At 67.8% G+C, this 25,546-nt stretch carries 23 protein-coding genes; 11 read left to right on the plus strand and 12 right to left on the minus strand.

Annotated elements, in window-relative coordinates; genetic code table 11:
* Positions 1–341: 341 nt before the first annotated feature.
* The 11 genes from ACIBIW_RS32635 to ACIBIW_RS32685 form a co-directional block, all read right to left on the minus strand.
* Positions 342–827 (minus strand): hypothetical protein, encoded by a 486-nt coding sequence (locus ACIBIW_RS32635; protein WP_399341467.1) that lies wholly within the window; start codon positions 825–827, stop codon positions 342–344.
* Between the two features lie 62 nt (positions 828–889).
* On the minus strand, positions 890–1,690 hold the full coding sequence (locus tag ACIBIW_RS32640; RefSeq protein ID WP_399341469.1) for a class I SAM-dependent methyltransferase: 801 nt from the start codon (positions 1,688–1,690) through the stop codon (positions 890–892).
* A 98-nt stretch (positions 1,691–1,788) separates the two neighbouring features.
* Entirely contained in the window at positions 1,789–3,954 is a 2,166-nt protein-coding gene (locus ACIBIW_RS32645) for a phosphoketolase (RefSeq protein WP_399341471.1), read from the minus strand.
* A 2-nt stretch (positions 3,955–3,956) separates the two neighbouring features.
* Positions 3,957–5,114 (minus strand): hypothetical protein, encoded by a 1,158-nt coding sequence (locus tag ACIBIW_RS32650; protein WP_399341472.1) that lies wholly within the window; start codon positions 5,112–5,114, stop codon positions 3,957–3,959.
* The gene (locus tag ACIBIW_RS32655; RefSeq protein WP_399341474.1) at positions 5,111–5,833 is read right to left on the minus strand and encodes an HAD family hydrolase; all 723 of its coding nucleotides are present in this window, start codon (positions 5,831–5,833) and stop codon (positions 5,111–5,113) included. The genes ACIBIW_RS32650 and ACIBIW_RS32655 overlap by 4 nt, the downstream gene beginning before the upstream one ends.
* Positions 5,830–7,020 carry an enolase C-terminal domain-like protein gene (locus tag ACIBIW_RS32660; protein WP_399341476.1) on the minus strand — a complete coding sequence of 397 codons (1,191 nt, stop codon included), beginning with the start codon at positions 7,018–7,020 and terminating at the stop codon, positions 5,830–5,832. Before ACIBIW_RS32660 ends, ACIBIW_RS32655 begins: the two co-directional genes overlap by 4 nt.
* Complete coding sequence (locus tag ACIBIW_RS32665) at positions 7,020–8,090, minus strand: radical SAM protein (RefSeq protein WP_399341478.1); 1,071 nt, start codon at positions 8,088–8,090, stop codon at positions 7,020–7,022. Before ACIBIW_RS32665 ends, ACIBIW_RS32660 begins: the two co-directional genes overlap by 1 nt.
* Positions 8,091–8,133: 43 nt before the next feature.
* On the minus strand, positions 8,134–8,559 hold the full coding sequence (locus tag ACIBIW_RS32670) for an ATP-binding protein (RefSeq protein WP_399341480.1): 426 nt from the start codon (positions 8,557–8,559) through the stop codon (positions 8,134–8,136).
* Between the two features lie 279 nt (positions 8,560–8,838).
* Complete coding sequence (locus ACIBIW_RS32675) at positions 8,839–10,080, minus strand: helix-turn-helix domain-containing protein (RefSeq protein ID WP_399341481.1); 1,242 nt, start codon at positions 10,078–10,080, stop codon at positions 8,839–8,841.
* An 82-nt stretch (positions 10,081–10,162) separates the two neighbouring features.
* The gene (locus ACIBIW_RS32680) at positions 10,163–11,026 is read right to left on the minus strand and encodes a DNA-binding protein (RefSeq protein WP_399341483.1); all 864 of its coding nucleotides are present in this window, start codon (positions 11,024–11,026) and stop codon (positions 10,163–10,165) included.
* A 496-nt stretch (positions 11,027–11,522) separates the two neighbouring features.
* Positions 11,523–12,032 carry a prepilin peptidase gene (locus ACIBIW_RS32685; protein WP_399341484.1) on the minus strand — a complete coding sequence of 170 codons (510 nt, stop codon included), beginning with the start codon at positions 12,030–12,032 and terminating at the stop codon, positions 11,523–11,525.
* A 396-nt stretch (positions 12,033–12,428) separates the two neighbouring features.
* Between ACIBIW_RS32685 and ACIBIW_RS32690 the strand changes: the two genes are divergently transcribed.
* From ACIBIW_RS32690 to ACIBIW_RS32710, 5 genes are all read left to right on the plus strand, one after another.
* Positions 12,429–12,815, plus strand: a complete 387-nt coding sequence (locus ACIBIW_RS32690) for a hypothetical protein (protein WP_399341486.1) — start codon at positions 12,429–12,431, stop codon at positions 12,813–12,815.
* 85 nt (positions 12,816–12,900) lie between these two features.
* Positions 12,901–14,064: a helix-turn-helix domain-containing protein gene (locus ACIBIW_RS32695; RefSeq protein WP_399341488.1), complete on the plus strand. Its 1,164-nt coding sequence runs from the start codon at positions 12,901–12,903 to the stop codon at positions 14,062–14,064.
* A 91-nt stretch (positions 14,065–14,155) separates the two neighbouring features.
* Positions 14,156–14,821, plus strand: coding sequence for a hypothetical protein (locus tag ACIBIW_RS32700; protein WP_399341489.1), 666 nt, complete (start codon positions 14,156–14,158; stop codon positions 14,819–14,821).
* Positions 14,822–14,980: 159 nt separating this feature from the next.
* Complete coding sequence (locus ACIBIW_RS32705; RefSeq protein WP_399341491.1) at positions 14,981–15,400, plus strand: hypothetical protein; 420 nt, start codon at positions 14,981–14,983, stop codon at positions 15,398–15,400.
* An 11-nt stretch (positions 15,401–15,411) separates the two neighbouring features.
* Complete coding sequence (locus ACIBIW_RS32710) at positions 15,412–16,140, plus strand: DUF6415 family natural product biosynthesis protein (RefSeq protein WP_399341492.1); 729 nt, start codon at positions 15,412–15,414, stop codon at positions 16,138–16,140.
* 461 nt (positions 16,141–16,601) lie between these two features.
* Here ACIBIW_RS32710 and ACIBIW_RS32715 read toward each other — a convergent pair whose 3' ends face one another.
* A complete protein-coding gene (locus ACIBIW_RS32715) occupies positions 16,602–17,171 on the minus strand; it encodes a hypothetical protein (protein WP_399341494.1) in 570 nt (189 codons plus the stop codon).
* A 1,845-nt stretch (positions 17,172–19,016) separates the two neighbouring features.
* Here ACIBIW_RS32715 and ACIBIW_RS32720 point away from each other — a divergent pair.
* From ACIBIW_RS32720 to ACIBIW_RS32745, 6 genes are all read left to right on the plus strand, one after another.
* On the plus strand, positions 19,017–20,087 hold the full coding sequence (locus tag ACIBIW_RS32720) for a type III polyketide synthase (protein ID WP_399341495.1): 1,071 nt from the start codon (positions 19,017–19,019) through the stop codon (positions 20,085–20,087).
* A 33-nt stretch (positions 20,088–20,120) separates the two neighbouring features.
* Positions 20,121–20,690: a cupin domain-containing protein gene (locus ACIBIW_RS32725; protein ID WP_399341497.1), complete on the plus strand. Its 570-nt coding sequence runs from the start codon at positions 20,121–20,123 to the stop codon at positions 20,688–20,690.
* 5 nt (positions 20,691–20,695) lie between these two features.
* A complete protein-coding gene (locus ACIBIW_RS32730; protein WP_399341498.1) occupies positions 20,696–21,853 on the plus strand; it encodes a DegT/DnrJ/EryC1/StrS family aminotransferase in 1,158 nt (385 codons plus the stop codon).
* Entirely contained in the window at positions 21,850–22,845 is a 996-nt protein-coding gene (locus ACIBIW_RS32735; protein ID WP_399341500.1) for a methyltransferase, read from the plus strand. The genes ACIBIW_RS32730 and ACIBIW_RS32735 overlap by 4 nt, the downstream gene beginning before the upstream one ends.
* Positions 22,846–22,893: 48 nt before the next feature.
* Entirely contained in the window at positions 22,894–24,483 is a 1,590-nt protein-coding gene (locus ACIBIW_RS32740) for a class I adenylate-forming enzyme family protein (protein ID WP_399341501.1), read from the plus strand.
* Between the two features lie 117 nt (positions 24,484–24,600).
* Positions 24,601–25,512, plus strand: a complete 912-nt coding sequence (locus ACIBIW_RS32745; protein ID WP_399341503.1) for an aromatic prenyltransferase — start codon at positions 24,601–24,603, stop codon at positions 25,510–25,512.
* Positions 25,513–25,546 lie beyond the last annotated feature (34 nt).

The following is a 25,546-nucleotide window of genomic DNA, read 5'->3' on the forward strand; positions in this document are numbered from 1 at the left end:
CGACGGTGCCGACCCTGCCCCGGCATCACACATGCGCGGATTTCGGAGAGCGCGTAAGGGCTCGCAACAGCACTGAAAGCTGTCACCAATACAGCAAAGAAGAGAACGGACACCACGCGGGACCTCACTTGTCGATCGTGGATCGGGCGTCACCAGCACACCGTGAGGACCACAAAGAGCGGAATACCACTCGTACAGAAATCTAAAGAATTTTCCGATGTCGATGCATACGGATAGACATTCGCGATTCAGTACGAAATTCCGTGCGCGTACGACATGGTGCGTTTAGGGCGCCAAGCTCCCGGGCCCTCACGGACAGCCAAAGCAAGAGATATGCCAGGTCATATCCCCGTCTCTTTCTGCTCGATCAAGCAGTCTTCCAGACTCTCCTCAGGCGTCGCAGCGGCGAGACGCGCGATGAGGTTTCGGGCCTGCTGAGAGGTGAGATGGGTGACCATTCGATCGTTCATGTCCAGCGTCGCAGGGATGGTGATCGGTACGCGCTCCTTGGAGATACTGCCGGGTTTGCCCTCCACGCGAACGGGAGAGCCCGTTACCCCCGCCAGGAGCCATGTCATGCGGTCAGCCAGCCGCCGCATGCCGCTGGGTCGGCGGAGAGCGAGTCCGCTGCCGATGTGTGGAGCCCCGAGAAGCCCACACATCCGCACGGCCGCTTCGAGACCCTCGGGGTCGGGGATGGACAGAACCAGCGTGCTCTTTTCGTGGACGGTTACTTCGGCTGGGATCTCGTGTATATCCAGGGCGGCACAGAGCGCCTCTGCTATCGCATTGCGTGACGCGCTCATCTCGATCGAGCCGGTCGTCATGCAACGTCCTTCCTGTATCGGGACGCCTATCGTCAGTTCGCCCGAGTGTCGAAGCGGCTGCATCAAGGGCGTGTTGCGGTGATGGCCTCCGTGCGTACGACTTCGTGGAAGACGCCGGCGGGGCTGAACTCGGTGAGCGCCTGGCGGAGATCCCTCTCGAAGGCGTTCTTACGGTCACCGAGCTGAGCTGGGCTGGAGTAGCTGTACGAGAATTGCAGTCCGACGACATCGTCCAAGGTGCGCGTGACGGTTCGGTCCCATCGGGCGATGCTGATATCCGAGAAGGGCGAGCGCACCAGGACTTCCTGGTGGCGTTCTCGGGGGTGTGAGTAGGTGCCTGCGCCTGCCCGTCTCGCGGGCCCGAGGTAGCGAGTCCGGACATCCGCGATGATCTGAAGCCACGGTGCGGGCTCGACGTCGCCGGGGGCGCCGCCGGAGGCCAGGACAACCGCCCCCCGGGGCTCGATGAGCCTGTCGAGATCGCGCAGAACCTGGTCGCGATCCATCCAGTGGAAGGCGGCACCCATCACGGTCAGCAGTACGGGGCTCAGGTGCATGCCGCGCAGCGTGGTCGAGTCGCCGAGCCTCCACTCGATGTTGTTGATCCCCCGCTCGCCGACGAGTCGGCGCCCCTCGTCGAGCATGCCGGGCTCGGGGTCGACCGCGGTGACGTGGCCGACGAGCCGTGCGAGCGGCAGTGCGATCACGCCGGTGCCGGTGCCGAGGTCAAGGACGTGCTCGCTGCCGTCGAGGCCGAAGCGGGCGGCGAGCATGTCGTACAGGGCCGGGTCGTAACCGGGCCGGTAACGGGCGTAGTAGGGGGCGGTGGAAGAGAAGAGTTCTTCGGGTGTGTGGGAAGGCATCTCGTTAGTCTTTCGGGCCCGGGCAGCGGGCCGTTGGTGCCACTCGGTGTGATCGCGTTGGAGGACGACGAAGCCGTCAGCCGCTGATCGTGGCAGGGTCAGGAGCCTGATTGTCGAGTGCGGGTCTTGGCCATCAAAACGGCTTGGGCGGCGAGTGCTGCGGCGGACAGCCCGCACTGTTCCAAGAGGTCGTCGGGCGTGGTGGGCCCGTGGGGCTCGCGGTAGCCGACGACGTGGAAGCGGTCGGCCCTGACGCGTTCGGCCAGCAAGGCGCGGGCGGCTCCGGGATAGGTGGGAACGGCCACGAGGACGGGAGCGTTGTAGCCGAACAGGTGGGTGAAGGCCGCTTCGGAGAGCGCCGAGGAGCGGTGCCGGGGAGAGCCGAGAGCGGCGAGATCGTTGACGTGCAGATAGCGGACCTTGATCTCGGGATGCGACTGCCGCAACAACGTGACCGCTGCTGAAAGTTCTCGGGCCGCGATGCTGCCGGCTGAGGCGAGGACGAGATCGGGACTGCCCTCGTGGCTGAGGTGGGGCCAGAGTGCCGCTCCGTCGGTGAGTTCCTCGCGGAAGGGAGCCGGAGGAAACGAGGGTCCTGGGTGCTTGTCGGCAATCAGGAAGTTGACGTGGTCGCGGTCGGCGAGCATGGCGGCGAGGACCGCGGCGGCTCGTGTCGCGTCGGCGGGCGTGTAGACGTGCACGAGTCGGTTCTCGATCTCCAGCATGGAGGAGACGAGGCCCGGGTTCTGGTGAGTGAAGGTGTTGCGCCAGCCCAACGACGTGATCAGGTAGTTGATCGATGGGAGCCCGCTCTGCCCCGCGAGATGGCGTAGCCGCCGCTGCTTGAGGTGCTGTACGAGCAGGCTGGTGTTGAGAGGGGCGAAAGCCTCGTACGTAGCCAGCAACGCGTCTCGACCGGTCTCGGTGTAGCCCTGTAGCCAGCAGTGGCAGATCTCCTCGTTGAGGACTTCGACGGCCCACGGCGTGGTTGAGCCGTCCGTCGACAGCCTCAGTCGGTTCGAAACGATCTCGTCGGGGCTGAACAGGCGGAACGCACCGGCTGCCGCGCGCTCGCGGACGACGGCGGAGACATCGGGTCGAGGCTGAGCCGGCCGAGGGTCCGGGACGCCGACCGGCCGAGCCGACACGGACTTGACGATGCCGCCGGGCAGGGCAGGGCGGACCAGGTCGGTGGGCCGTCCCTGGTGCGTGAACAACTCGGTGGGCCGATACGAGGCGAGCCAGTTCGCCAGGGCGGCGAACTCCTGGGGGTCGCGCAGAGGGTCGTTCAGCGGGGTCTTGTGAACGGCCGGGGTGCCCCCGATCTGGCGGCTTCCTACCTGTTCCGGCCCTGTGTGGCCTTTCGGCATGGTCAACACCACGACCGGCTGCCGCTCCTCTCCTCCGAGTGGGCGCACCCGGCTGAAAGCGTGGGCGAGCAGCCCGCGAAAGGCCGGGAGATCGGCACCATCGTGAATCAGCGGCGTATAGCCGAGACCCTCGAAGTAGCGCTCCATCTCTTCTGCGCTCATGTCGGCCAGCAGAGAGGGACCCCCCATTTTCAGACCGTTGGCGAGCACGATCGGCAGGACGGCTCCGTGAGCGCCGCTGCCGATGAGGGCCCGACGGGCGAGCCAGGACGCCGCGGTGGTTCCGGTCTCCAACTCGCCGTCTCCGATGAGGGGGACGGCAAGCCGGTGCGGGGCATCGAGCACCATGCCCTGTGCGACGGCCAGGGCGGGCCCGAGCTGGCCGCCGGTGTACCGGACGCCGGGGATAAGTGGGGTGATCTCTCCGCCGAACCTGTCACGGTGCGGGAAACCGGAGATCAGGGCCCGTAGTCCGGGCATCGACCAACCCGGCTTCTTACCGGTCAGGTGCAAGACGCCGCTGAGGTAGGCGTGCGCGAGCGCCGAGGGGCCGGCATGGCCGGCACCGTGCAGGACGAGGAGTTCGGTCCCGGCGGGGCGGCGGGCGGTCAGCGGGCCGAGGTGTGCGAGCAGGAAGTTGACAGGTGGGCAGACTCCCCAGTGCCCATGAGGGCTTTCTTTGAGGTCCGTGGTTCTCAGGGGACGGCCGAGACGCGGGTTGTCGTTCAGGTAGAGCTGAGCGGCTGACAGATAGTTCAGAGCACGCCAGAAGGCATCGACGGCGTGGTCGGGCACAGCGTCCACGGCCTGGTGGGCTGCACTGCCCCACTCGGGGAGGCGGTGCGGCTCGGGCAGGTCCGGGGATGCGATGCGGGGGCCGGTGGTGATGGCCAAGGTCAGCTCCGGGTGCGGGTGGCTACCGCGTCGATGGCGGCGGTGACGCGGGCGCTGCGGATGTCGGGAGTGGCGGATTCGGTGATCAGGTGGAGCATGTGGGCTTGTTCGTGAGCGGGCAGCGTCGACCAGTCCAGCCCGGCGCGCTCCAGCGCGGCCGCCACGTCGGCGGGGAGGTTGCGGGGCGACCTCTCACGAACTGCTTGAAGAGCGAGCGGGAGGCCGGGTTCTTCGGGTTCGGGGGTTCCGTGCGGGATGGCTGCCTGTCCGCGGAAGGAGACGGCCACAGCGGTGCGCGACGTGCCGTTCGGGAAGGAGACCCGCAGGCGTTGGCCTCGTAGCCCGGCCGGCCCTGCGCAGGGCAGCAGAAGCATGCCCTGGCCTCTCGTACCGAGTGGACGGGCCAGGACGTGTAAGGTCTCGTCGGCCGTCGGCAACGGCAGCAGGATGTCCTCGTTCGCGGGCTGGACCGGCACCCAGGGAAGTGGGAGATGGGTGACGGCGAGGACGCCGCCCTCGGTGCCGCTGTCGCGACGGGCGGCCTTGTGTGTGAACAGGCAACGATCCACCGCGGCCAGAAGTCGGTCGGTGAAGGTGTGCTTCCAGCGGCTCAGATCGCGCTCTGCGGGGAGATACCCAGCCGAGACGAACGTCAGGGCGAAGGAGACGGTGACCGGCAACTCGCTTGCGAGCCTGTCCCGTAGCTCGGCGACCGCGCGGTAGAACCCGGGTGCGCCGTCCAGCTCGGCGATGACGATGACCTCGTCCCCGCCGAAGGTGGCCGCGCATCCCGCCGTCCACGGCTGCTGATGGAACCAGCTCCGCGTCATGGCCCCGAGTTGAGCCATCACCTTGTTCCCGGCCAGGTGGCCGTAGCAGTCCGGGTCGGTGGCGTTCGCGTGCTCGACGTGGCGCTTGAGCCCGTCCACGTCACCGATCGCCAGCCCCACGAGACCTCCGCGCGTCAAGGCGGCCGCGATGGCGCGGGGGATGTGGCTGTGGAAGTCGGGAAAGGCGACCAGACCCGTGACGGCGTCCTCGCGGCTGCCGGTGCACCAGTCACGCAGAGGTAGCTGGGCTGGGTCGAACAGCGGCACCGATCTCGTCAGCGGGTCCTGGCCCGGGGCCTGGGGACAGTGCTGGCCGCGCGGGTCCATCATCGCGTCTCCGAAGTCGTCGGCCGAGCCGGTGAGGACCCGGCAGGCAGCAGCAGGGGCAGGGTGGCGAGGGTCGTCAGGCGAGCGGTCTGTCCGGGCACGGGGCCGGTGCCCACGTGGTGGCGGTCCAGCCAGGCGGTGTGCCAGCCCACCGCCGCGGCGCCGGCGACATCCGCCCGCCGCGAGTCACCGACGAGCAGCAGTTGGTGAGCAACGAGCCCGGAGAGGCGTTCAACAGCGGCGAAGGCTTCGGGCTCGGGTTTGACCGATCCGGTGTCCGCTGAGTAGACGACCTCGTCCAGCAACTCCCCGAAGACCGTGGGCGGTTCAGCGGGGATGGAGGAACCGAGGCTGTTGGACAGGGCGAAGAGTGCGAAGCCCCGCTGTCGCAACGCGGTGAGGGCCGGGCGGACGTCCTCGAACAGCTCTGGTTCGGACGCTCTCCGACGGGCCCGCTCCAGCACGAGTGTGAGGGCGCCGACGTGCGAAGCACGACCGAACCGTGCGGCCAGGCTCTCTGCGAGGTCCGCGGGGCGGACTCTGCGGCGTTTCGCCCCCAGCTCCATGACCCTGCGAGCCTCGGCGAGTGACATCCCGAGCACCCGGGCCACCTGTCCCGTGGTCGGCTCCGCGTCCGGAAGGACGAGGGTGCCGCCGAGGTCGAAGCAGATGGCGCGCACCCCCGCCCAGGCATGCCGAGGGGAGGGAGGTTGAGCAGTCACGACCCGGTCACCTCCAGCACGGCGGGCTTCTCGGGGAGCGCGGGGACCTCGGCAAGACCCGGCGCGGTGCGGACTGGAAGCCACCCCTCCTCGGCTCGCATCGGTGCGGAGAAGACCTGCTGCCGCAGGGGCTCCAAGGTCAGGTGCCACTCGACGGCCGGGACCTTGTCCCGACAGCAGGTCCCGGCCAGGGCGAGAGCGGCCGGCAGTCGATCGCCATGCGGGAAAGTCGCCATGCCGAGGTCCGCGGCCAGTTCTGTGGTGTGCAGGGACCGGGCGAGACCTCCCGACCAGCCGGGGTCGGTCTGCCAGACGTCCAGATGCCCGCCGGTCAGCAGCCGGATCTGCTCCGCCTCGTCGACGGCGTGCTCGCCCGCTGCCAATGGGACCTTCGTGCCCGTCGCCCGAAGCCGGTGCCAGGCCGGGGAACCAGGCGGCAGCAGTTCCTCGGCGAACGCGACATCCAGATCGGCAAGGACCGGCAGCAGCAGCATCGCCTCGTCCAGACGGCAGCCACCCAAAGCATCGACCAGGAACCGGCTCTCACCCGCCGCCTCACGAATGGGGCCGAGTGCGTCGGCGACCGCTTTCGGCCCTGCCAGGACGAGTGACTTCGGCAAGGGCCACTTCTGCCCCCAGAACCCCTGGTGTGTGGCCCACGCGGCGGCTTCGGGGGCAGCCGGATGCACCGGATCGAGGCCGAGCGCGGACGCGTAGGCGGGCACGGTGGTGCGGACCGCGCCGCCCAGCAAGGTGCTCACGCCCACTCCGGAGACGCGAGAGGCCAGATCCCAGCACGCCAGTTCCACCGCGGACGCAGCCTGCCGGGCGTGCGCACCGTGGCGATGGCGTCCCGCCTTCTTTCGGTAGGCCAAGCGGCGAGGAGCAGTGACGTCGTGGCCGATGAGGCCCGGCGCCAGATCATCCACGATGATCTGCATGGCCGTCTCACCCAACGGGGCCTGCCACCCGGAGACACCGTCGCCGACCAGTTCGATTGCGAAGCGGACACGGTGCTCGGCCCAGGAAGGTCCCGCCGGAGGACGTCCCACGGCAGCCACGACCGCTTCGGGAAGGCCGTGCGGCAGCCCATCGGACTGCGCCGGAAGCTGCCACGCACGGACGCTGCGGATCACAGTGGACGCGGCGGCTTCCCGAGCGAGGACGGAGATGTCGAAGGCCGTCATCAGACCTTCGCCCCGGTCAGTTCCTCGTCGGCGAAGGTGAAGCACCACGGGCTGCGGTAGTTCTGCCACCACTCCGGGCGAAGGCCCGTGGGAGCGAAGAGTGCCTCCAGGCTCCGGCGCATGGTCAGATGCCACTCGATCGCGTCCGACCCCGGTGCCCGGTAGACGTCCATGAACGCGTTGTGTGCCTGGTACGTCTGAAACCTCGGGAACGCGGTGGTGACGGGAACGAAGTCCCTCAGGTGGGCGAGGGCGCTCTCGATCGGGTCCAGGCCGACGATGTACGTGAAGTCGGTCGTGATGCCGCGCCGTTGTGCCCGCCCCAGGGTCGCGGTCATCTCCGTGGGAGTGAGCTTCGCCTTGGACTCCTTGAGGATCTGCCGGCGCTCCGTGAAGCACTCGGCGGTCAGCGTGAGGTGGAAGGGGCCGAGCCCGGCGGCGGCTTCCAGCCCCTCCTCGGTGCTGAGCACCGAGGACAGGAAGTGCAGGGTTCCTGTACAGCCGTTGGCACCCATGGCCCCGCGGACCTCGGCCAGGTGCCGCAATGCGAGGTGCTCGTGGAGGAAGCAGCCGGTACATACCGTGACGGTCTCCACCGCGGACAGGTCGGCCATACCGGAGTTCGCCGCAAGGGCCCCGAGGTAGCCGGGCAGGTCCAGGGCTCTGATTGCCGGGTCGGAAGCGTCTTCGAGCGTGTTCGGACAGAACACGCATCCGGTGCACTGGCTTCGGGCGTTGGAGTTGAGGGTGAGCATCCTGGTGCCGCCCCGCCAGTAGCCGAGCACCGCGTCGTCGTCCTCGATGCCGTCGACCTCGCCGACGGTCACGCCATTCAGCCTCAGCGCGTGTTCATCCAGTTCGAAGGGTGAGCCCTGGCGGCCGAGGGAGATGATCAGAAACAGCGGAGTGTCGGGGCGGGTGTTCAGCCGCAGCCTGAAACGCATACGGGGCTTCGTCAGCGGGGACCGCGCTCCGGAGGCGTTGAGAGCGATGAGGAGTACATCCTCAGGGTTGATGTTCCACTCGCGGGCCACCTGGTCAAGGTGGTTCACCGAGCCGAGCATGGGCATGCCCCTTTCTCAGGGAAAGCGGTGCGGGGGAATGTCTCGACGATCAGGAGGACACGACTGAGAGCGGCAGGCGTACGGTGATCCGTTTTCCGCCGGTGGCGGCGTCCGGCACGGTCTCAGTGGTCCCGTGGGCCTCGCGTACCAAGGCGTTGACCAGGAAGAGGCCGCGGCCTCCGAGGGCGTGGGCCAGGGGCAGGGGCTTCGGCTTGAAGGGGTGGGCGTCCGCGACGGCAAGAACCAGTTCCGGCCCGTCCTCGACAGCGAGGCTCACCGCAGCGGTGGGAGAGACGACGGCGGCATGACGGACCACGTTCGTCACGAGTTCGGTGATGATCAGGCAGGCATCGGCGACGATCGGCTCGGAGATGCCCCAGTCCACGAGGATCTTGCGGGTCTCACGGCGCGCCAGCGGTACGTAATCGGACGTGGAGGCCACCCGGAAGCCGTGGCGCATCAGGGTTCTGGACATCGCGCATCTCACCCTCTCTCCGGGCGGGAGCCGCCCAAGTCATGACGGAAGGTAAGCGTGCGAACACGACTAGGTGTTCACCGTCGTGAACCTGCACGTGCGGCTTCGAAGCCGACAGGCGAGTGTCCAGCCACGTACGGGCACACCCGTTCAAGACGAGCCAGCATGAAGGTCCGCGCACCGGGGCACTCCAGCGGCGGGCGGCGCCGCTGCGAGGCTCGCGGCTACGCCACCGAAGCCAAGGTCCGAAGGCCGTTGTGCCGGCTCAGATATGCCGGCTCAGTGCTGAATGCCGAGGCGGTACGCCAAGCCTCGCAGGTCTCGGGCGGCGCGGGCCGGCAGTTGTCGACCGAGGAGGTACTCGACGGTCTCCCGCACCGGGGCGTTGGCACGGATGCGCTGGGGCGCGATCTCCTCCGCAGTGAGAAACGCGGCGACCGCGTCCGCTTCACGGCCCCGGATCTGGGCCAGTGAGCGGCCCAGGTCGGCGTGGAAGGCGGCCTGTCTTCCCGGTGCCTGGTCCAGGATCTCCGGATGGACCCTGCGTTCCGCCCGTACGGCGTCGCTGTGGCGCCCGAGGTCGGTGTTCAGGCTGACGTGGTGGATGCCGACGTTCGTCGGGCCGAAGTTCAGGTGCCAGGCTCGTGTTTCGCCTGTGCGCTGGGCGAGCTTGGCGGCTTCGGCGAGGTGACCGCGGACTTCCGCCTCGCGTTGGTTTCCGGGCCGCTGCCTGTCCTGAGTGGCTGAGGTGGCGGAGATCAGGTGCAGTTCACCGAGCAGCGCGTGCGCGTCCGGCGTCGTCAGGTTGGCTTCCAGGGTGTTGGCAGCCGCGGTGGCCTGGGCCAGGGCTTGAGAGGGGCTTCCTGCCGACATGAGGACGTGGGTGTGGAAGAAGCCGGAGAGAGCCGAGTAGACCGGGTCGTCAAGCTCTGCGATCGCGTCGGAGGCGCGGGTGACCGCGATGAACGCCAGATCGGTGTACCCGAGGTTCTTCAACAGCAGTGTGCACGCCGGGTGGTAGGCGTCGGCGAGGAGCCTCAGCAGTTCGTGCCGGGCAGGGCCGACGGCGGCCTCGGCCGCGGCATGCAGATCGGCAAGGAGCGAGGGTAACCCTGCGGCGAGCGTGCCGTATTCGGCCGCGTGATAGAGCCCGTTGGCTCGTGCCACTCGTTCGGCCAGGACGGATACGGGGGTCTGCGGGGGCCGACGGTCCGGTGGGGCGGCCATCGTGATGCCCATCAGGGACAGCCTCAGTGCGGGGATGGCCTCGTGGGCCGCACCGGCGTGTGGGTCAGCGGGAGCGAAGGGCTGACCGACCAGTTCGGCGGGGGCGATGTGCAGGACTTCGGCGAGCGCGGTGATGTAGCTGGAGCGGTCGAGCAGCCGGCGCCCGTTCTCCACCATCGACAAGTAGCCGACCGACATGTCGGCGAGGTCGGCGAGGACGCGAAGGCTCAATCCGCGCTGGAGGCGTGCCGAACGCAGACGCCTACCGATGCGCCGGGCCTGCTCTTCATCCATGGTGCCGCCTCACCTCTCGCCTTCGGCGATAGCGTAGGTGCAGCTCAGCCACTCGGGGGAAGTATCGGGGGTATTCGAGCCGTCAGGGTAGACCGGCCACTTCGGCCAGATGTCGCACCGCCGCACCCTGCTCGGTGGTACGGCGGACGAGCGCGGCAAGCAGCTCGCGTGCGAAGGGGTCCAGCCGCACCCGGAACGGCGCCTCCGCGTCGGCCTCGATGACGCGGGCCGCGGCTTGCTCGAAGCGCCCTCGACGCGCCTCGGCCGTAGCGGCGATCACCAGGACACGGGAGCGCTGCGCCGCGTTGAGCACGGCCAGGTCCGTCGCTCGCACATGGTCCGCGGCCTCGTCGGCATCGCCGTACTCGGCGGCGACGGCCGCGCGGGCTGCCGCCGCTTCGGCCAACTCCCTGGCATGAGCAGCCTGCCCGACGACTTCGTCGAGTACGCGGTCCGCAGCTCGGCGACGCCCGGCCGTGGCGTGGGCAAAAGCCACCAGCGTCTGAAGCTCGTGGCCAGCTCCAGCGGCTTCGGCACGCTCGGCACGGGCCAAGGCGTACTCAGGCAAACCCAGGTCGATCAACAGCCGAACTTCCTCGACCAACACCGGAAGCACTTCACCGCTCCCTGGCCGGGCACGGTGGAGCAGCACCCAGGCCAGGTCCTTGTACCCGAGACGGCGCAGCAATCCAGCGCCCACCACATGCCCCTGGACTCGAAGGTGCGCCGCCGCCTCACGGTCACCTTCACGTACAACCGCGGTCACCAGGCGATCCGCCTCAGCGATGAGTTCGGGCAGCACACGAGCAAGAGCCACATCGTCGCCCACAGCTTCGGCCCGCGTCGCGGCCCGGGTCCGGTCGGCCAACTCCTCAATTCCCAGACGTTCACCGGTGTCAGTGAACAGGCCGACGTGACGGCGAAGATGGAAGGCGACGGCCCGCACGACAGCCTGCTCCTCCCCCCGCGGTGGATAAGGCTGCCCCGTCAGGTCCGCAACATCGAGTCGCAAAGCGGACGCGAGGCTCGCCAGTCGACCCCGCCGGTCCACCCATTCCTCCCCCGTCTCCAGCCCTGTCACGTAGCCGACGGGGAGCTGTGCACGCGAGGCGAGCTCGTCCCTGGCCAACCCCCTACGAAGCCGCCAAGCGACAAGGCGGCTCCCCATCGGCCCACCGCCTGCCGTTTCTTCCACCTCGTGCGTCATCGAGTCGTTCGCCTACCCGCTACTTCGAACCGTGTGCTCCGCCGGGACGGAGGCTCATGCTGGCCATTCGACAGCACTCGGGCGGGGCGCCCGCTTCACAGTTCGACACATTAGTCACACCACTAGGAGGCCGTGAACCTACGGTGGAAGCTCATGATCCAGGCTTCGGCTGACGCAGGCACCATCGTGCTGTCCCTCGCGTCTCACGGCCCACTCCGAAGCGCCGGTGCGTCGATCAGGCGAGGAGGCCGACCAGTACTCCCAAGGCCATGAAGGGCCCCAGTGAGAGGCGATCAGCAGGGCGCCCACCCCAAGATCTGCGGGCTGCGACATAAAGTGCGGCAAGTACGTGGCATGCCAGAATTCCCAGCGCCACACATCGCCAGCCATGCCAGCCCAGAATCCCTCCGAGAGGCATGGCGAACTTCACATCCCCAAAACCCAGGCCGTCGGCCCTGACCAAAAGAAGAATGAAATGGAAGGCGGCATAGGCGACCCCGCCGCCCAGAATCCTCAACCACGGCATATCGGCACGAAACCCGAGCGACCAAATCCCTAGGATTAGTGGCACGCCAATCACGAGTGGCAGGACCACCACGTCAGGCAGACGCTGCACGCCATGGTCGACAACCACGAGCAGCACAACGAAGGGAACCATCAAGGCCCAGACGATGAGCCTCGACCGAGCATCCGATTCCTCCCAGGCGAGCAGGACACACACGCCTGCGGTGGCGGGAACGGTCACGGCGGCCGACGGGCCGAACCAACCATGTCTCCACTGCCTCGCCGAGTGGCCGGCCGCCACAGCCTCGCCGTGGCAACGGGAGCACCGGGCAAGCCCAATCCACTTCGAAATATGATGCCCACCGGGGCATTCAGTCCGCCACAAAGCCGTCACGGGAACGGTCAATCTGTAGACGGGAAGCGGAAGAAGAAGGCCCACGAGGACCCCGTATGAAGCAATAAGCGCGCATTGAAAGACCACGACAAGACTGTAGCCGAAGAGTCAAGCTGAGAATTCCTCTGCACAGGCGAGCCATACTTCAATCGGAAAAGAGCCCAGTAATTTGTGTGCCACTTTTCGGGGTGGACGGTAACGGCTGACCGTAACCAGCTCGGGTGCGGATCTGGTTGGGAGGCTATGCGAAAGATCAACTACGCCAGTGCGGCACTCACCGCCGCGCTGCTCATCCTGCCCACGGCCTCCATGGCGACGGCGGACAGCAGCGCTTGCACACACCACTTCTCAGGCCCTCAGATCTGTATCCGGCTCGAAGGCCGGAACGGGTGGAACGGGGTCACAGGCATCTGGGAGAACCCTCCGGCGAACGTCGGCAAACGATCCGTGACGCTCTATCTGAACAGCCAGGCGCACAGCACCAAGCAGGCCGCCAGGGTCGGTAAGACCCTGGGCTACCACTGGTCGTCGTTCAACACGGGCACGAAGACCAAGGTGTGCGTGAAGTTCCAGGGGTCGGCCCGGATGGCGTGCCAGAACACGAAGTACGTAGGCGATCGAGCCTCTTGACGGGCCCAACGCGTTGACGGGGCCTCGGGGTTCGGCTGGAGCGGAGTACCGTTCTGAGTGTTGAGTTTTGAACGGGAGGCGTCAGATGCCCGAACACATCGGTCCCCGGCTGCGCGATCTACGAAAGCGCCGCGGCCTGAGCCAACAAGTGCTCGCCCGCGAGTCGGGCGTGTCCCTGTCGACAATCCGAAAGCTTGAGCAAGGCGAACAGAATTCTCCCCGGATGGAGACCGTGCACAGGCTCGCCGTCGCCTTGCGGGTGACGACCACTCACCTCTTCACTCGGCCTGTCGAGCCTCCGACCCCCGCCGCCGAACCGTGGCGCGCCCTCCAGCAGGCGATCGAAGCTCCGCCCGTACAGCCCGCCGATGAACCCGACGTAGACGCCACTGCCGCTGTGCTGTCTGCGGTGCGTGAGGCTTACTTCGACAACCGGCTCGCAGACTTGACCGACATGTTGGCGCCGTTGCTGCGCGATGTCGATGCGCTTGACGAAGCTAAGCCCGAGGTGCAGGCACTCCACGCCCACCTGCTGAATCTGGCCGGGTCCGTGCTCACCCAGGTGCACGCGTACGACTCCGCGGAAACGGCGTTGCGACGCGCGCTCGACGTGGCTCCGGACCGGTTGCGCTCGGCCAGCGTGGTGACCACCTGGGTGTGGCTGCTGATGCGGCAAGGCAGGCTCGCCGAAGCGCGGGAGATGGCGGCCCGATGGGCCGACGATCTGGAGCCGCGGGTTTCTCGCGCGACGGCCGAGGACTTGGCGGCGTGGGGCTGGGTCCTCACCCAGTTCTCCGCGGCCTCCCTGAGGGACGCCCGGCACGGGGAAGCAAAGGATGCGATGCGGCTCGCGCGGGGCGCGGCCACACTCATCGGCCGGGAGTTGCCCCGCGGCCGGTCGAGGCTGGCCACCTGGGGACCGGTCACGGTCGCCTACAAGACCGCGGAGCGCGGCATCATGCTCGACCGGCCCGACGTCGTACTGGAGACGGCGGCACGCCTGGAGGCCACGAGCCCGGCAGAGAGCACGGAGCACCATCGGCACCGGCTCGACGTGGCGAACGCGCACACGATGATGCGGCAGTATCCGGAGGCGGCCGAGGTTCTGTACGGCGTGTGGGAGCGGGCGCCGGAGTGGCTGGCGCAGCAGCGTTACGCACAGGACATCGTGGACCAGGTGGTCACCGGGCGTCGGACACTGACGCCCGAGATGCGTCTGCTCGCCGACGCGACCGGACTACCTCTGTGACCCGTCAAGCACCACTGTAAATAGCAGTTCTGACGGGAGGTCGAGAGAACTGCCATTGAGGGAGTGCCGCGGGCTCTCTACGGTCCTGCACATGCCCGAAACCACGCAGAGCGACAACTCCGACACTGAGCGAAAGAGACTCGTGGAGCGCGTGGCTGTGTGGCTGGCCAGTGCACACCCCCGGCCCGCCGAGGTCCACAAGGCGTGGAGAGACCCCTGCGGCATGGCGGAACTGCCGTGCAACGGACCGTTCACCGTGGTGCGTCTACCGTCGCTGATCGTCCATGCCGCCGTGGGCACCGACGACCGCGACGCCGTCTCCGCCCAGTTCGGGAAGCTCCTGGACGGGCCGGTGTTCTGCGAACCCGGGGCGGCCCGCTACTGCCCCCTCGTGCCTGCGGACACCGCGAAGGAGTGGCAGTTGTCGCGGGTGGAGTGTCTGGGGCCTGGGTGCTGCGTGGACATGCCCTCGCCGGCAACCGTCGAGCCCTCCGGACAGAGCGCATATTGGGCGGTCCCCTTGGACGAGCCGGGGCGGCTGTGTGACCCCGAGGCCGTGCATGCGCTGACTCGACAGGGTCAGAAAAGGGCGACCGCGCAGGGTGTGCGCTGGTGCGCCTGGCACAAGGACTACACACACGACGCCCAACTGGTGGGCGTCACCGGGAAGACGAGCATGACTGCCGTCGGGCAGTACGCATGCTCCCTGTGCCGGACGGTGCACGGCCTGCGCCCCATCATCCGCGGAGAGCACTGAACCCACCCCTCCGGGTCTCGACCTCACGGCGCTCGCTCTGGGGCGAAGCCTCATGCCTCCACTGGGGCCTTGCGGCCCCCTTCACCTGCCCACCAGGGGCAGCCGCGGAATGCGCGCCCGCTGACCCCATGCACCCCGGCCGGAAGGAACCAGACCATCATGCAAGACGACCGTGGCCGTAGAAACTCGCGGGTGGCGGGCGCCACGTGCGGGACCGTGCCCGCTCTCATCGCCCTGCGCACGTTCGCCGGGGAAGCGCTGACGGAACGGGCCCCCGCCTCCGGCGTGGACGGCGGGCAGCCGATCACGCGGCTGCACGGCCACCTTGAGGAGTTGCCGCCCCGCATGCGCGAGCAGGTGCCGGACGAGGAGAACGGCAACGATGGGGAGACGGCGGCCCTGGGAAGGGTGGCGCTGCGGCGAGTGCCACAGGAGTTGCGCCAGCGGGTGGTGCGGGCAGCCTCCGCACTGATCTGTCAGCGGTCGCCGGGCCGGGACCGGGGGCTGACGGTGAGGGACGAAGCGCCCTGGGAGGAACACCTGGCGGCGCTCGGCGACGTGCTGGAGCACCGGCCGTGAACGTGTCGTCCGTGCTTCGGCTTCCCGTGGAGATCGGCCACTTCCGTGTCGAGGCGAAATGGCTGCTTGAGGTCGCGCAGCGGCCCGACTGCCCGGAGTACCCGTCGGCGGTTGCACGGGGACGGGCGAGCCTGCATCTGCTGATGCCCCGGGTGGAACTCCTGGCCCACAGTGTGCCCGACCAACGGCCACGCTGGGCCGGCATGCACGCACTGGCCCAGGCAAGAAGGGCCCTCGACCGCACCCCGCACACCGAGCGGGCACAGGAGCGCAGCGAGTACGCGAGACGTCTGGCCGAGGCCATGCGGCTGCTGTGCGGCCAGCTACGCAGCCTCGCCACGGCATGGATTCCGGCTTACGCGCCGGGCATCGTCCCGGCGGGCTGCTTTTGGGACGCGGTACGCGTCACCCGCCGCACTGGTGCCGAACTCCTCACCCTGCTTGGCGACGAGACGGGGGCGGTGATCGCCGACCAGCGCTACGGGGCGATGTACTGGCTCACCCCACCCGACACCGGAACCGCACTGTGCCTGCCCGGCAACCTGGCCCGCATCCGCAGCACGGGCCACCACGTCGTGATCCCGCCGCTACAACCCCGGAACGAGAGCCTCGTCCAGTGGGAGGTTCGCCACGAGGGCCTGTCCGGCTGGGGCTGGCTCACCGAACCCGCACAACTGCGCCGGGCACTCAATGCCATCGCACAGGAACGCCCCATCGGGGATAGCGACGCCAGACGCTGACATCGTGCTCGCACTCCCCACGACACCAAAGGTGTCCCATCGAGTCACCGAAGAACGAATGGAGGATCAACCTTCCCGAACACCCCAAAAAAGACTGAAGACACCTGCCCACCACACTCGCGTTTTCAGCCTTCCCACCTCTGACGCACTCTCAAAACGTTCCTTCGCATCACAAGAGCACAGAAGGCCGCTCGACGGAAGGAGGCCAAGCCTGGCGGTCTCCCACGCCGCGTTGCAGGAGCGCCTGTGTACGACCAATATGCGGACTTCTCTGCGTCGCGCTATGCACCACATCTGACATAATGTGCTGATCCACCCGGCGAGTACGAGACAGTTCCAGACGGGAACTGTGACCCCAACGTCCTGTTCTACGGGCCAGGTCCACACTGCCTGACTCACTATCAGCATACGGACATGATCACGCATCCCAAGCAGATACATCCCAAGGCCGCCCCGCCGACCTAGTCACTCGAGACGTCCAGTTCACCACCGACAACGGAAGCTATTTCTCCAGCAAGGCCCAACCCAGAATCGATTGCCTCCTGTGCTGCCGTGGTGCCTGCAGAGAAGACAGCAGCCGCCGCAACGAAAGCCATAACGACTTTCTTCCAACGCCCTGCCACACTCGCGTTATTGCGTGCCACCTGGCTGGATGTCTGCACTAGAGAGCCTATCACAATACTCGCTTCGCGAGAGACCGGAGCCTCTCCGAATAGGGCGACGTTAGCGATAAGCCAGAGGAGATGTTGAATCTGACCTATGATTTCCCGCCTGGCATGGCTGGGAAGGTGCTCGCCATCGATACCCTGCACCAATTCCAGTAGTTTCTCGCACTGGTCCTTGAGTTCTGCGATACCCTCGCCACTCGGCGCAGAAGCACTACCACCCAAATGAACTGCAATGATATCGGCAGCCGCCCCCAAGTGATCGAGAATTCCTTGCGACATGAAGGCGTTCGCGTTATGCGCGTCGGACCATTTTCGATCCGGTACAATAAGTGCACTCCACCAGTATGAAAGGTATCTGCGCACGCGATCTTTGGTCTCCTCGGGGAGACATGAAGCGTCATGACACGTTTGGTTAAAAAGTCCTACGACTTCTGCGTGGCGCGCAACAAACTCTGGAGTCCCCCATTTGACACCTAGAACAGTTTCCCAGCCTTCACGAGTGGTGTTTGCGCCACTTCGGCGCATCTGGGAGAATATTGCATGAAGTCGAAAAGCGGAAGTAGTTGACGAGTTTTCCACAGTGGCCTCGTTTTGTCATTCTGTGCAGCTTGAGTGCTTCCATGTCACGTGGGGGATGGTGTATCGTACCGCGCCCCTGGACAGTCCCCGGGGGGTGCAACGTCGGCCCCGGGCCGTCACCGCCCTCACCGACGTCGACCTCATCCACCCCGTCACCACCACGCGGCCTGCGACACCTGCGGCACCTTGCGCTCCCCCCGCGGACGACGTCACCGACCTGCTCACCTCCTCCGCCGCCGACCTGGCCCGCTTCACCCTCCCGGACTGCGGGGCACTGACCCTGCACGGCCGCTGCACGCCCTGCCAGCTGGGCGTGCAGCGGCTCGTCATTGAGCTGCGTTCCTCTTTCGACCTGAGCGGTCGGCACCCGAGCGAGGCTACGAAGGTCTTGAACTTGCATAAGCACATCCTGCGATGCGATCAGTCCGTCGGGATTCGAGATCACCGTCGCCGTCGAGGCCCCTTGAGGCTGGAGTGGTGCTCGCCGCCTTCTGAAAGGGCGCCCGCCGACCCGAACCTGCGCAGCACTCAAATCAATCACTTGTTCAACCCGACGACCGTGGAATCAGCCGCCCCCGTCCCTCAACAACAACCGTGGCACAAATACGCAGGTCAGCGCCCCGATTTTGACCACCCATGTTTTGTGTCTCCCGCCGGGGGCGCCACGCAGATGGGAAAGATGCCCCGTCCAGGCGGTTGGCCGTATCGCGTCGATTCGGCGGCGCTGCGGACGGTGGCGTCGGCCATACCGTCAGCCAACATCACTCGAAGCACGCCACGAGTGCGCTTGTCATACCAGATCCATATCATCACGGGGCTGGCAGTCCGGGGGCGTGCGGCGAGCGCACGGCGGGCAAGACGCCGCATCGGGTCCGCAGTGGGCCCCTCGATCACGCCGGAGGGCGACCGTCACCCCCCCCCTTCCCGCCCCGCGCCAGTCAACTCCGACCCTGAAAACCGCGGTGACGCCGGGAGGTCGACACCGTTCACCCGGTTCACGCCGCAGCGGTGCCGCGGAGACTGCGCGTCCGGTTCCGCCTCTGCCGCACCCCTAGTCGCCAACCCCACCAGCGATGTGACCTGAGTCACTCAAGAATGCTGTTGGCGCAGACGCCTCCCCTGTGTCACGATTCCCGCACACCTTCCCTGCCCGAAAACAAGTTCGGGCGTCGAATCGGCTGCGGTCCCCGCTTCTCGTGGGTGAGACCGAGCCCTCTGTGATCCACGGTGGTCGGCCGCGTTCTCCGCGGCCGAAGTCCCTTTTCCTTCAGCTTTCTTCAGCGCCGAACGCCCTTGCCGTCGGCGCCCCTCGGCCCGATTCGGCCAGCGCGCTCCTCTCTCCGCGCACGGGGGATCGGTGTGCTGCGTCACGGCCCCTGCCGGTGCCGTCCGACAGCGCGTCGACCAGCGGAGAAGCCCCCTGGTGGCGGGGGCCGAGGAGACCACCTGCCCGACGCCACGCGGCGTTCCCGACAGGGAGTTGGGCCCGCGGCTCATCGGCGGGCATGTCGCGCCACCCCTGAAGAAAACGCCCACACCCATCCCCAGGATGGCGGGCGCACCGATCTGCTACCCGCGCAACGCCCCACTGCCCTTGCTGTCGAGACCCTGAGGAAGTGGATTCCAGATATGGCGAGGCTATGCAAGCCGGCGATGATCGCACCTGAACACATCATCACAGTGGACGAGACTCTGGAATTCGCCGCAGGAGCCCATGCCGGCAAGCCGCAACTCCCCCTGGCGCTGCGGCTGATACGGAACACCGGCGTCAGGAAGCGGCACATCGTCCAGCCCATCGAGAAGACGCTCCGCCATCCGGGGCTGGAGGAACGCAACCGTATCTACGAGGCCGAGTCCAAGAGATTCACGCCCCTCGCCATCGAACAGGCGCTGGTCAACGCCGAGCTGAGGGCCCGTGACATCGACGCGATCATCTACGTGTCGTGCACCGGGTTCCTGATGCCGTCGCTGACCGCATGGCTGATCAACAAGATGGGCTTCCGCTCCGACACCCGGCAGATACCCATCGCCCAACTGGGCTGCGCGGCGGGCGGAGCGGCGATCAACCGCGCCCATGACTTCTGCATCGCCCACCCGAGCAGCAACGTCCTCATCGTCTCCTGCGAACTGTGCTCGCTGTGCTACCAGCCCGACGCGGACGACATCGGCTCGCTCCTCTCCGACGGCCTGTTCGGCGACGCCGTCGCCGCCGCCGTCGTACGGGGCGAGGGCGGTGTCGGCATCGACCTGGAGCGCAACGCCTCCTACCTCATCCCGAACACCGAGGACTGGATCTCCTACGCCGTCAAGGACACCGGCTTCCACTTCCAGTTGGACCGCCGTGTGCCGGGCACGATGGAGCCGCTCGCCCCGGTCCTGCGTGAACTCGCCAAGGACCACAGTTGGGACGCCGGCAAGCTCGACTTCTACATCATCCACGCGGGCGGTCCGCGCATCCTCGACGACCTCGCGAAGTTCCTCGAAGTCGACCGCAAGGTCTTCCGCCACAGTTGGGCCACCCTGCACGAGTACGGGAACATCGCCAGCGCCGTCGTACTCGAAGCCGCCCGCAGGCTGTTCGAGGAGGACACCCCCGTACCCGGTGCGACCGGCCTGATCGCGGGTTTCGGCCCCGGCATCACCGCCGAGATGGCGCTGGGCACCTGGGCGGCCGACGACATCCCCCAGACCTTCGCCTGAACGCGGCACCTGCGAACAAAGGAAGCGGAGCATATGACCGACCTCATCATCCCGCCCGGCGCCGGGCGGAAGCTGATCACCCCGGCCCAGGAGGTGACCTTCAAGGCCACCGAGGAGATGGGTTCCTCCATATCGATCTTCGAGGTGATCGTCCCGCCCGGGTTCGACGTCGGGGCGCATGTCCACAGCCAGTCCCAGGAGTTCTTCTACGTCCTGGAGGGCGAGCTGGACCTGCTGTGCTTCGAGCCGACCGAGCGCACGACGGACACCTGGCACGACTGGGAGTCCCCCAAGGGCGACCGGGCCGTCCGCGCCGGTGAGGGCAGTTGCATGTTCGTGCCCTCCGGCACCCCGCACGCGTTCCGGAACGCCACGGACAAGCCGGTCAAGATGCTCTTCCAGAGCTACCCCTCGCCCGACCACGAGAACTACTTCGAGGAGATAGCCGAGATCTGGTCGCGAGGCACCACGGTGGACCCCGCGGCCGTCGAGGAGATGCGCAGGCGCTACGACGTCGGGCAGATCACGCCGCTGCGCTTCGAGCCGCCGTCGGCCGCCGTGGCCCCCGAGCAGGAGACCGCCGCGGAACGGAACGGGAGGTGACCGCCATGGAGTCGATACCCCTCGTCCACGCGAGCCTCGGGAAGCGGGAACTGGCCGCTGTCGCCGAGGTGTTCGCCTCCGGCTGGCCGGCCGGGCAGGGCCCGCGGGGCAAGGCCCTGGAGGCGCAGCTCGTCGAGAGATACGCGGTGGGTGACGCCGTCGCGATGTGCAACGCCGGGGCCGCGCTCCACGCCTCCCTGCTCGCGCTCGGGGTCAAGCCGGGCGACGAGGTGATCGTCGCCGACTACGGGTTCCCCGCGCCCGCCCACGCCGTGCGCTACCTCGACGCGATCCCGGTCTGCGCCGACGTGCGCGCCGACACCGGAACCATCGACCCGCAGGCCGTGGCCGACCTGGTCACTCCGCGGACCGTCGGGGTGATCGCCGTGGACACGGTCGGTATCCCCGCCGACTACGTGGAACTCCAGGCGGTCGCCGACCGCCACGGCCTGTTCCTCATCGAGGACGCCGCCTGCGCCGTCGGCGCCACGTACCGGGGCCGGGAGGCCGGCTCGCTCGCCGAGGTGGGGGTGCTCTCCTTCCACGGGCGCAAGGGAGCCAGCAGCGGGGAGGGCGGTGCGCTGCTCGCCGCCGACCCGAAGGTCGGCGCGGACGCGCGGCTGCTCGCCTCCTTCGGCATCGGCAGCATCTTCGACATGGGCAAAGTCGTCGGCCTGCCCATACCGGAGTTCACCCGGATCGGCCACAACTACAAGCTGTCCGACATCGCCGCGGCGATCCTCCAGGTGCAACTGGACCGCGTCGACGAACTGCTGGCCCGCCGTGACGCCGTCGCCACCCAGTACGGCGAACTCCTCGCCGACGAGGAGCTGCTGACGGTGCCGTACACACCCGAGGACCGCACCCACGCCTGGCAGACGTACATGGTGACGCTCGACCCGGGCGTGGACCGCGCGGCCGTCGCGACCGAGCTGCGCGCCAAGGGCATCGGCTGCGGACACGGCACCTTCGCGACCCATGTGCAGCCGGTGTTCAAGTCGAAGCAGACGTGCCCCGTCTCGGCGGAACTCTTCCGGCGCCACCTCGCCATACCGATGCACGCGGAGCTCGGCACCAGCCAGGTCGAACGGGTCGCGGAGGCGCTGCGCGGCGCGGTCCGGGCCCATGCGGCGGCCACCGGGGTCCGGGGAGGGACAGCATGACGGGCAACGAGCCGGCTCCCGACGGCATCCTGCGGTTGATCAACGGCTACTGGGCCACCGGTGTCGTCGGCACCGCCGCCGCCCACTCCCTCTTCACCCACCTCGAACAGGGCGCGGGCGACGCCGCCGAGCTGGCCGCCCGTGCCGGGATCGCGGAGCGGGGCGCGCAGACGCTCCTCGACGGGCTCGTCAGCGTGGGCCTGGTCGAGTTGCACGAGGGCCGGTACCGCAACACGGCCGAGGCGTCCGCCTACCTGGTCGACGGCGGCCCCACCTCCCTGACCGGCTTCGCCCGGCTGAAGCTGAAGCACATGGCCGGTCTGGCCGACCTGCCCGACGTGGTACGGGCCGGGGGTCCTGTGCGGGACGCGGTGGTCGAGGTGGCCGACAACCCGCACTGGGAGGAGTTGGTCACGGCCCTCGCGGCGCAGTCGGTCCCCGCCGCCACGATCGCCGCCGAGGCGCTGGGAGTGGCCGACGCGGGCCCGGTGTCCCTGCTGGACGTGGGCGGCGGTTCCGGCGTCTACTCGGCGGTCTGGCTGGAGGCCAACCCAGCGGCCCGCTCGACTCAGCTCGACTGGGAGCGGATCAACGTGATCGCCCGGCGGCTGCTGGCGGAGCGCGGCCTCGCCGACCGGTTCACCACGGTCTCAGGCGACTTCCACACCACCGACTTCGGCACCGGGACGTACGACTTCGCGGTGTACTCCCACATCGCCCACCAGGAGGGGCCCGAGGACAACGTCGCTGTCTTCTCCCGCCTGCGCGACGCGCTCAAGCCCGGCGGAGCCCTGGTGGTCTGCGACTACGTCGTCGACGACGACCGCGGTGGCCCGGCGTTCCCCCTGATGTTCGGCGCGGAGATGCTCCTCAAGAGCAAGCAGGGCGGCACCTGGCGGCGGTCGGACTACCACGGCTGGCTGGTGAAGGCCGGTTTCACCGACATCTCGTACCACCCCGCGCCTCCCGCGACCGTGGTCATCGCCCGATAGCCGGAAGGCGCCCGGAACCGCGCCCCTCACTGCGAAGGAGAGACCCCGATGAAGGGCTCCGTGGCTTATCGCTCGATACAGAAGCAGGGTCTGCACATCGGCCTGCTGCCGGCCATGGCCGCGGCCATCGACCCGACGACGCCGATCACCCTCGACCACGACCTGGACGTTCTCCCCGAGGTCGGCAGGCACCTGACGACCTCCCGGCTCGCCGAGGTGGTCGACGACCTCGCCGCCCGTCTGTGGGCCGCCGGAGTGCGGCCCGACCAGCACGTCGTGCTCCACAAGAAGGCCAACGCCGACGTGTGGGTGCTGGCCTGTGCCACGTCCCGGATCGGCGCGGTGCCCGTGCTGCTCTCGCCCAGCCTGGGCGCGGCGATGATCGGCGCCCTGCTCAAGCGGATCGACCGGCCGAACCTGCTCACCGACGAGCACAAGCTCGACGTGCTGTCCGCCGAGCTGTCCCTGCCGGAACTGACCCGGCAGGTGCTCCTCGTGTCCGGTGGGCGGCCGGAGACCACATCGCTCGGCACGCTCGCCGGCGCGCCCCGGGTCAAGCCGGTGACGCGGCCCATCGACGAGGCGGCCGTGATCACCCACACCTCCGGCACCACCGGGGTGCCCAAGCTGGTCGTGCACACCGCCCGCACCCAGGGCATCCGGCTCAGGCCGCAGTGGCGACTGCTCTCCCTCATGCGGAAGCGGGAGAACGTCGCGATCCACATCCCCTTCGTGCACTCCCGGAACGTGGCGGCGATGGCGCTGGCCCTCCTGAAGAGGATGCCGGTACTGCTCATGAACGAGTCGGACCCCGACACAGTCGCCGAGCTGTTCCTGGAGAACCGGCCAGGGCTCGTCGAGGCGCTGCCCAACTCGCTGATGGCGTGGGAGGGACTGACGGACGACCCGCGTCGGCCGTTCGCCTCGGTGAAGTACTTCAGCAGCACCTTCGACGCGATCCACCCGAGGACGATGAGCCGGCTGCTCAGGTCGTCACAGCGGCGGGGCGCCCTGTTCTTCCAGATATACGGGCAGAGCGAGGTCGGGCCCGCCGTCGGCCGTGCCTACTTCCGCAACTCCGCGCACAAGGCCAACGGCCGCTGCGTCGGCTGGCAGATGCCCGTGGGCTCGGCGAAGGTGCGCGTCGTCGGCCGTGACGGGAAGCGGCCGACGGAGCAGCACCCCGGCCGCATACAGGTCGCCTGGCCCGGTCTCGCCAAGACGTACTTCGGCGAGCAGGACCGCTACGACAGCAACCGGGAAGGCGACTGGTGGGGCACCGGCGACGTCGGCTACTACACCAAGTTCGGCTGCCTGCACATGCTCGACCGCGAGGTCGACATGATCCCGGGAGTGCGCAGTTCGCTGGAGATCGAGGACCTGGTCCTCGCCGAGCTGCCGGAGCTGAGTGAACTGGTCGTGGTGCAGGGCTCCGACTCCGAGGCCGTCCCGGTGCTCTGCACCCACGGCGACCGGCCGCTGGACAAGGAACGCTGGCGGGCTGCCGTCGAGGCGTTCCCCCAGTTGGCCGACCCTGTCCAGATCCCGGAGGCCGAGCTGCCGCGCACCGGGACCCTCAAGGTGCAGCGCCTCGCGCTGGCCGACCGGCTCAAGGACTTGCGCCAGGACCAGGTCTGACGAGTGGGCCCGTCGTCGGCCCGGTGCCGACGCGGCACACCGGCGACGGCGCCCGCACGGGGCCAGACCAGGCCGGGCAAGCACACAGCAACCGAGATCGAGTCTTTGGAGTAAGTGATGCCGGACACAGTCGACGTGGAGACCGTCTACTCAGCCATCGAGAAGTCAGCGGGCCTGTTGGACGTGGCCGCTTCGCGTGAGGTGGTCCTGCCCATCCTGAGCGCGTTCGAGGACGTGCTTCCCGAGGCCGTGATCGCCTTCCGGGTGGCCACCAACAAGCAGCACGAGGGGGACTTCGACGCCCGCTTCACCGTCCCCAAAGAGGTCGACCCCTACGCGCTCGCCCTGGCGAAGGGACTGACCGCGAAGACGGACCACCCCATCGGCGCGCTGCTCTCGGACATCCAGCGGAACTGCGCGATAGACAGTTACGGCCTCGACTTCGGAGTCACATCCGGATTCAAGAAGGTGTGGGTGTACTTCCCCGAAGGGGAGCACGAGACCCTGGCCCGGCTCGCCGAAATGCCGTCGATGCCGCGCAGCCTGGCGGAGAACATGGACTTCTTCACCCGCTACGGCATGTCCGAGAAAGTGGACGTGATCGGCATCGACTACCGCAGCCGGACGATGAACCTGTACCTCGCGGCCCCGCCGAAGTGCTACGAGAGGGAAACCGTCCTGGCGATGCACCGGGACATCGACCTGCCGAGCCCGAGCGACCAGATGTTCGCCTTCTGCGAGAAGGCATTCGGGCTCTACACCACCCTGAACTGGGACTCGAACGAGATCGAGCGGATCTCCTACGGTGTGAAGACGGAGAGCCCGATGGCGTACTTCGCCCGGCTCGGCACCAAGATCGAGGGCTTTGTGAAGAGCGTTCCGTACGGTGTCGACGACCCCAAGATGGTGTACGCCGCCGTGACCTCCACCGGCGAGGAGTACTACAAGCTCCAGTCCTACTACCGCTGGCGCCCCGTCAGTCGGCTGAACGCCGCCTACATCGCCGTTCGCGACAAGGAATCCGCGTAACCGCCGAAGCAGTTCGCACGCTCTCAGGGAATCC

The organism is Streptomyces sp. NPDC050560 (genome assembly GCF_044457285.1).
GTDB lineage: Bacteria > Actinomycetota > Actinomycetes > Streptomycetales > Streptomycetaceae > Streptomyces.

Bases quoted from the DNA above. Each gene is read 5' to 3' on its own strand.
- ACIBIW_RS32635 (WP_399341467.1), bottom strand. From the start codon at position 827: ATGACGACCGGCTCGATCGAGATGAGCGCGTCACGCAATGCGATAGCA.
- ACIBIW_RS32640 (WP_399341469.1), bottom strand. From the start codon at position 1,690: ATGCCTTCCCACACACCCGAAGAACTCTTCTCTTCCACCGCCCCCTAC.
- ACIBIW_RS32650 (WP_399341472.1), bottom strand. From the start codon at position 5,114: ATGATGGACCCGCGCGGCCAGCACTGTCCCCAGGCCCCGGGCCAGGAC.
- ACIBIW_RS32660 (WP_399341476.1), bottom strand. From the start codon at position 7,020: ATGACGGCCTTCGACATCTCCGTCCTCGCTCGGGAAGCCGCCGCGTCC.
- ACIBIW_RS32665 (WP_399341478.1), bottom strand. From the start codon at position 8,090: ATGCCCATGCTCGGCTCGGTGAACCACCTTGACCAGGTGGCCCGCGAG.
- ACIBIW_RS32670 (WP_399341480.1), bottom strand. From the start codon at position 8,559: ATGTCCAGAACCCTGATGCGCCACGGCTTCCGGGTGGCCTCCACGTCC.
- ACIBIW_RS32675 (WP_399341481.1), bottom strand. From the start codon at position 10,080: ATGGATGAAGAGCAGGCCCGGCGCATCGGTAGGCGTCTGCGTTCGGCA.
- ACIBIW_RS32690 (WP_399341486.1), top strand. From the start codon at position 12,429: ATGCGAAAGATCAACTACGCCAGTGCGGCACTCACCGCCGCGCTGCTC.
- ACIBIW_RS32695 (WP_399341488.1), top strand. From the start codon at position 12,901: ATGCCCGAACACATCGGTCCCCGGCTGCGCGATCTACGAAAGCGCCGC.
- ACIBIW_RS32700 (WP_399341489.1), top strand. From the start codon at position 14,156: ATGCCCGAAACCACGCAGAGCGACAACTCCGACACTGAGCGAAAGAGA.
- ACIBIW_RS32705 (WP_399341491.1), top strand. From the start codon at position 14,981: ATGCAAGACGACCGTGGCCGTAGAAACTCGCGGGTGGCGGGCGCCACG.
- ACIBIW_RS32720 (WP_399341495.1), top strand. From the start codon at position 19,017: ATGGCGAGGCTATGCAAGCCGGCGATGATCGCACCTGAACACATCATC.
- ACIBIW_RS32725 (WP_399341497.1), top strand. From the start codon at position 20,121: ATGACCGACCTCATCATCCCGCCCGGCGCCGGGCGGAAGCTGATCACC.
- ACIBIW_RS32730 (WP_399341498.1), top strand. From the start codon at position 20,696: ATGGAGTCGATACCCCTCGTCCACGCGAGCCTCGGGAAGCGGGAACTG.
- ACIBIW_RS32735 (WP_399341500.1), top strand. From the start codon at position 21,850: ATGACGGGCAACGAGCCGGCTCCCGACGGCATCCTGCGGTTGATCAAC.
- ACIBIW_RS32740 (WP_399341501.1), top strand. From the start codon at position 22,894: ATGAAGGGCTCCGTGGCTTATCGCTCGATACAGAAGCAGGGTCTGCAC.
- ACIBIW_RS32745 (WP_399341503.1), top strand. From the start codon at position 24,601: ATGCCGGACACAGTCGACGTGGAGACCGTCTACTCAGCCATCGAGAAG.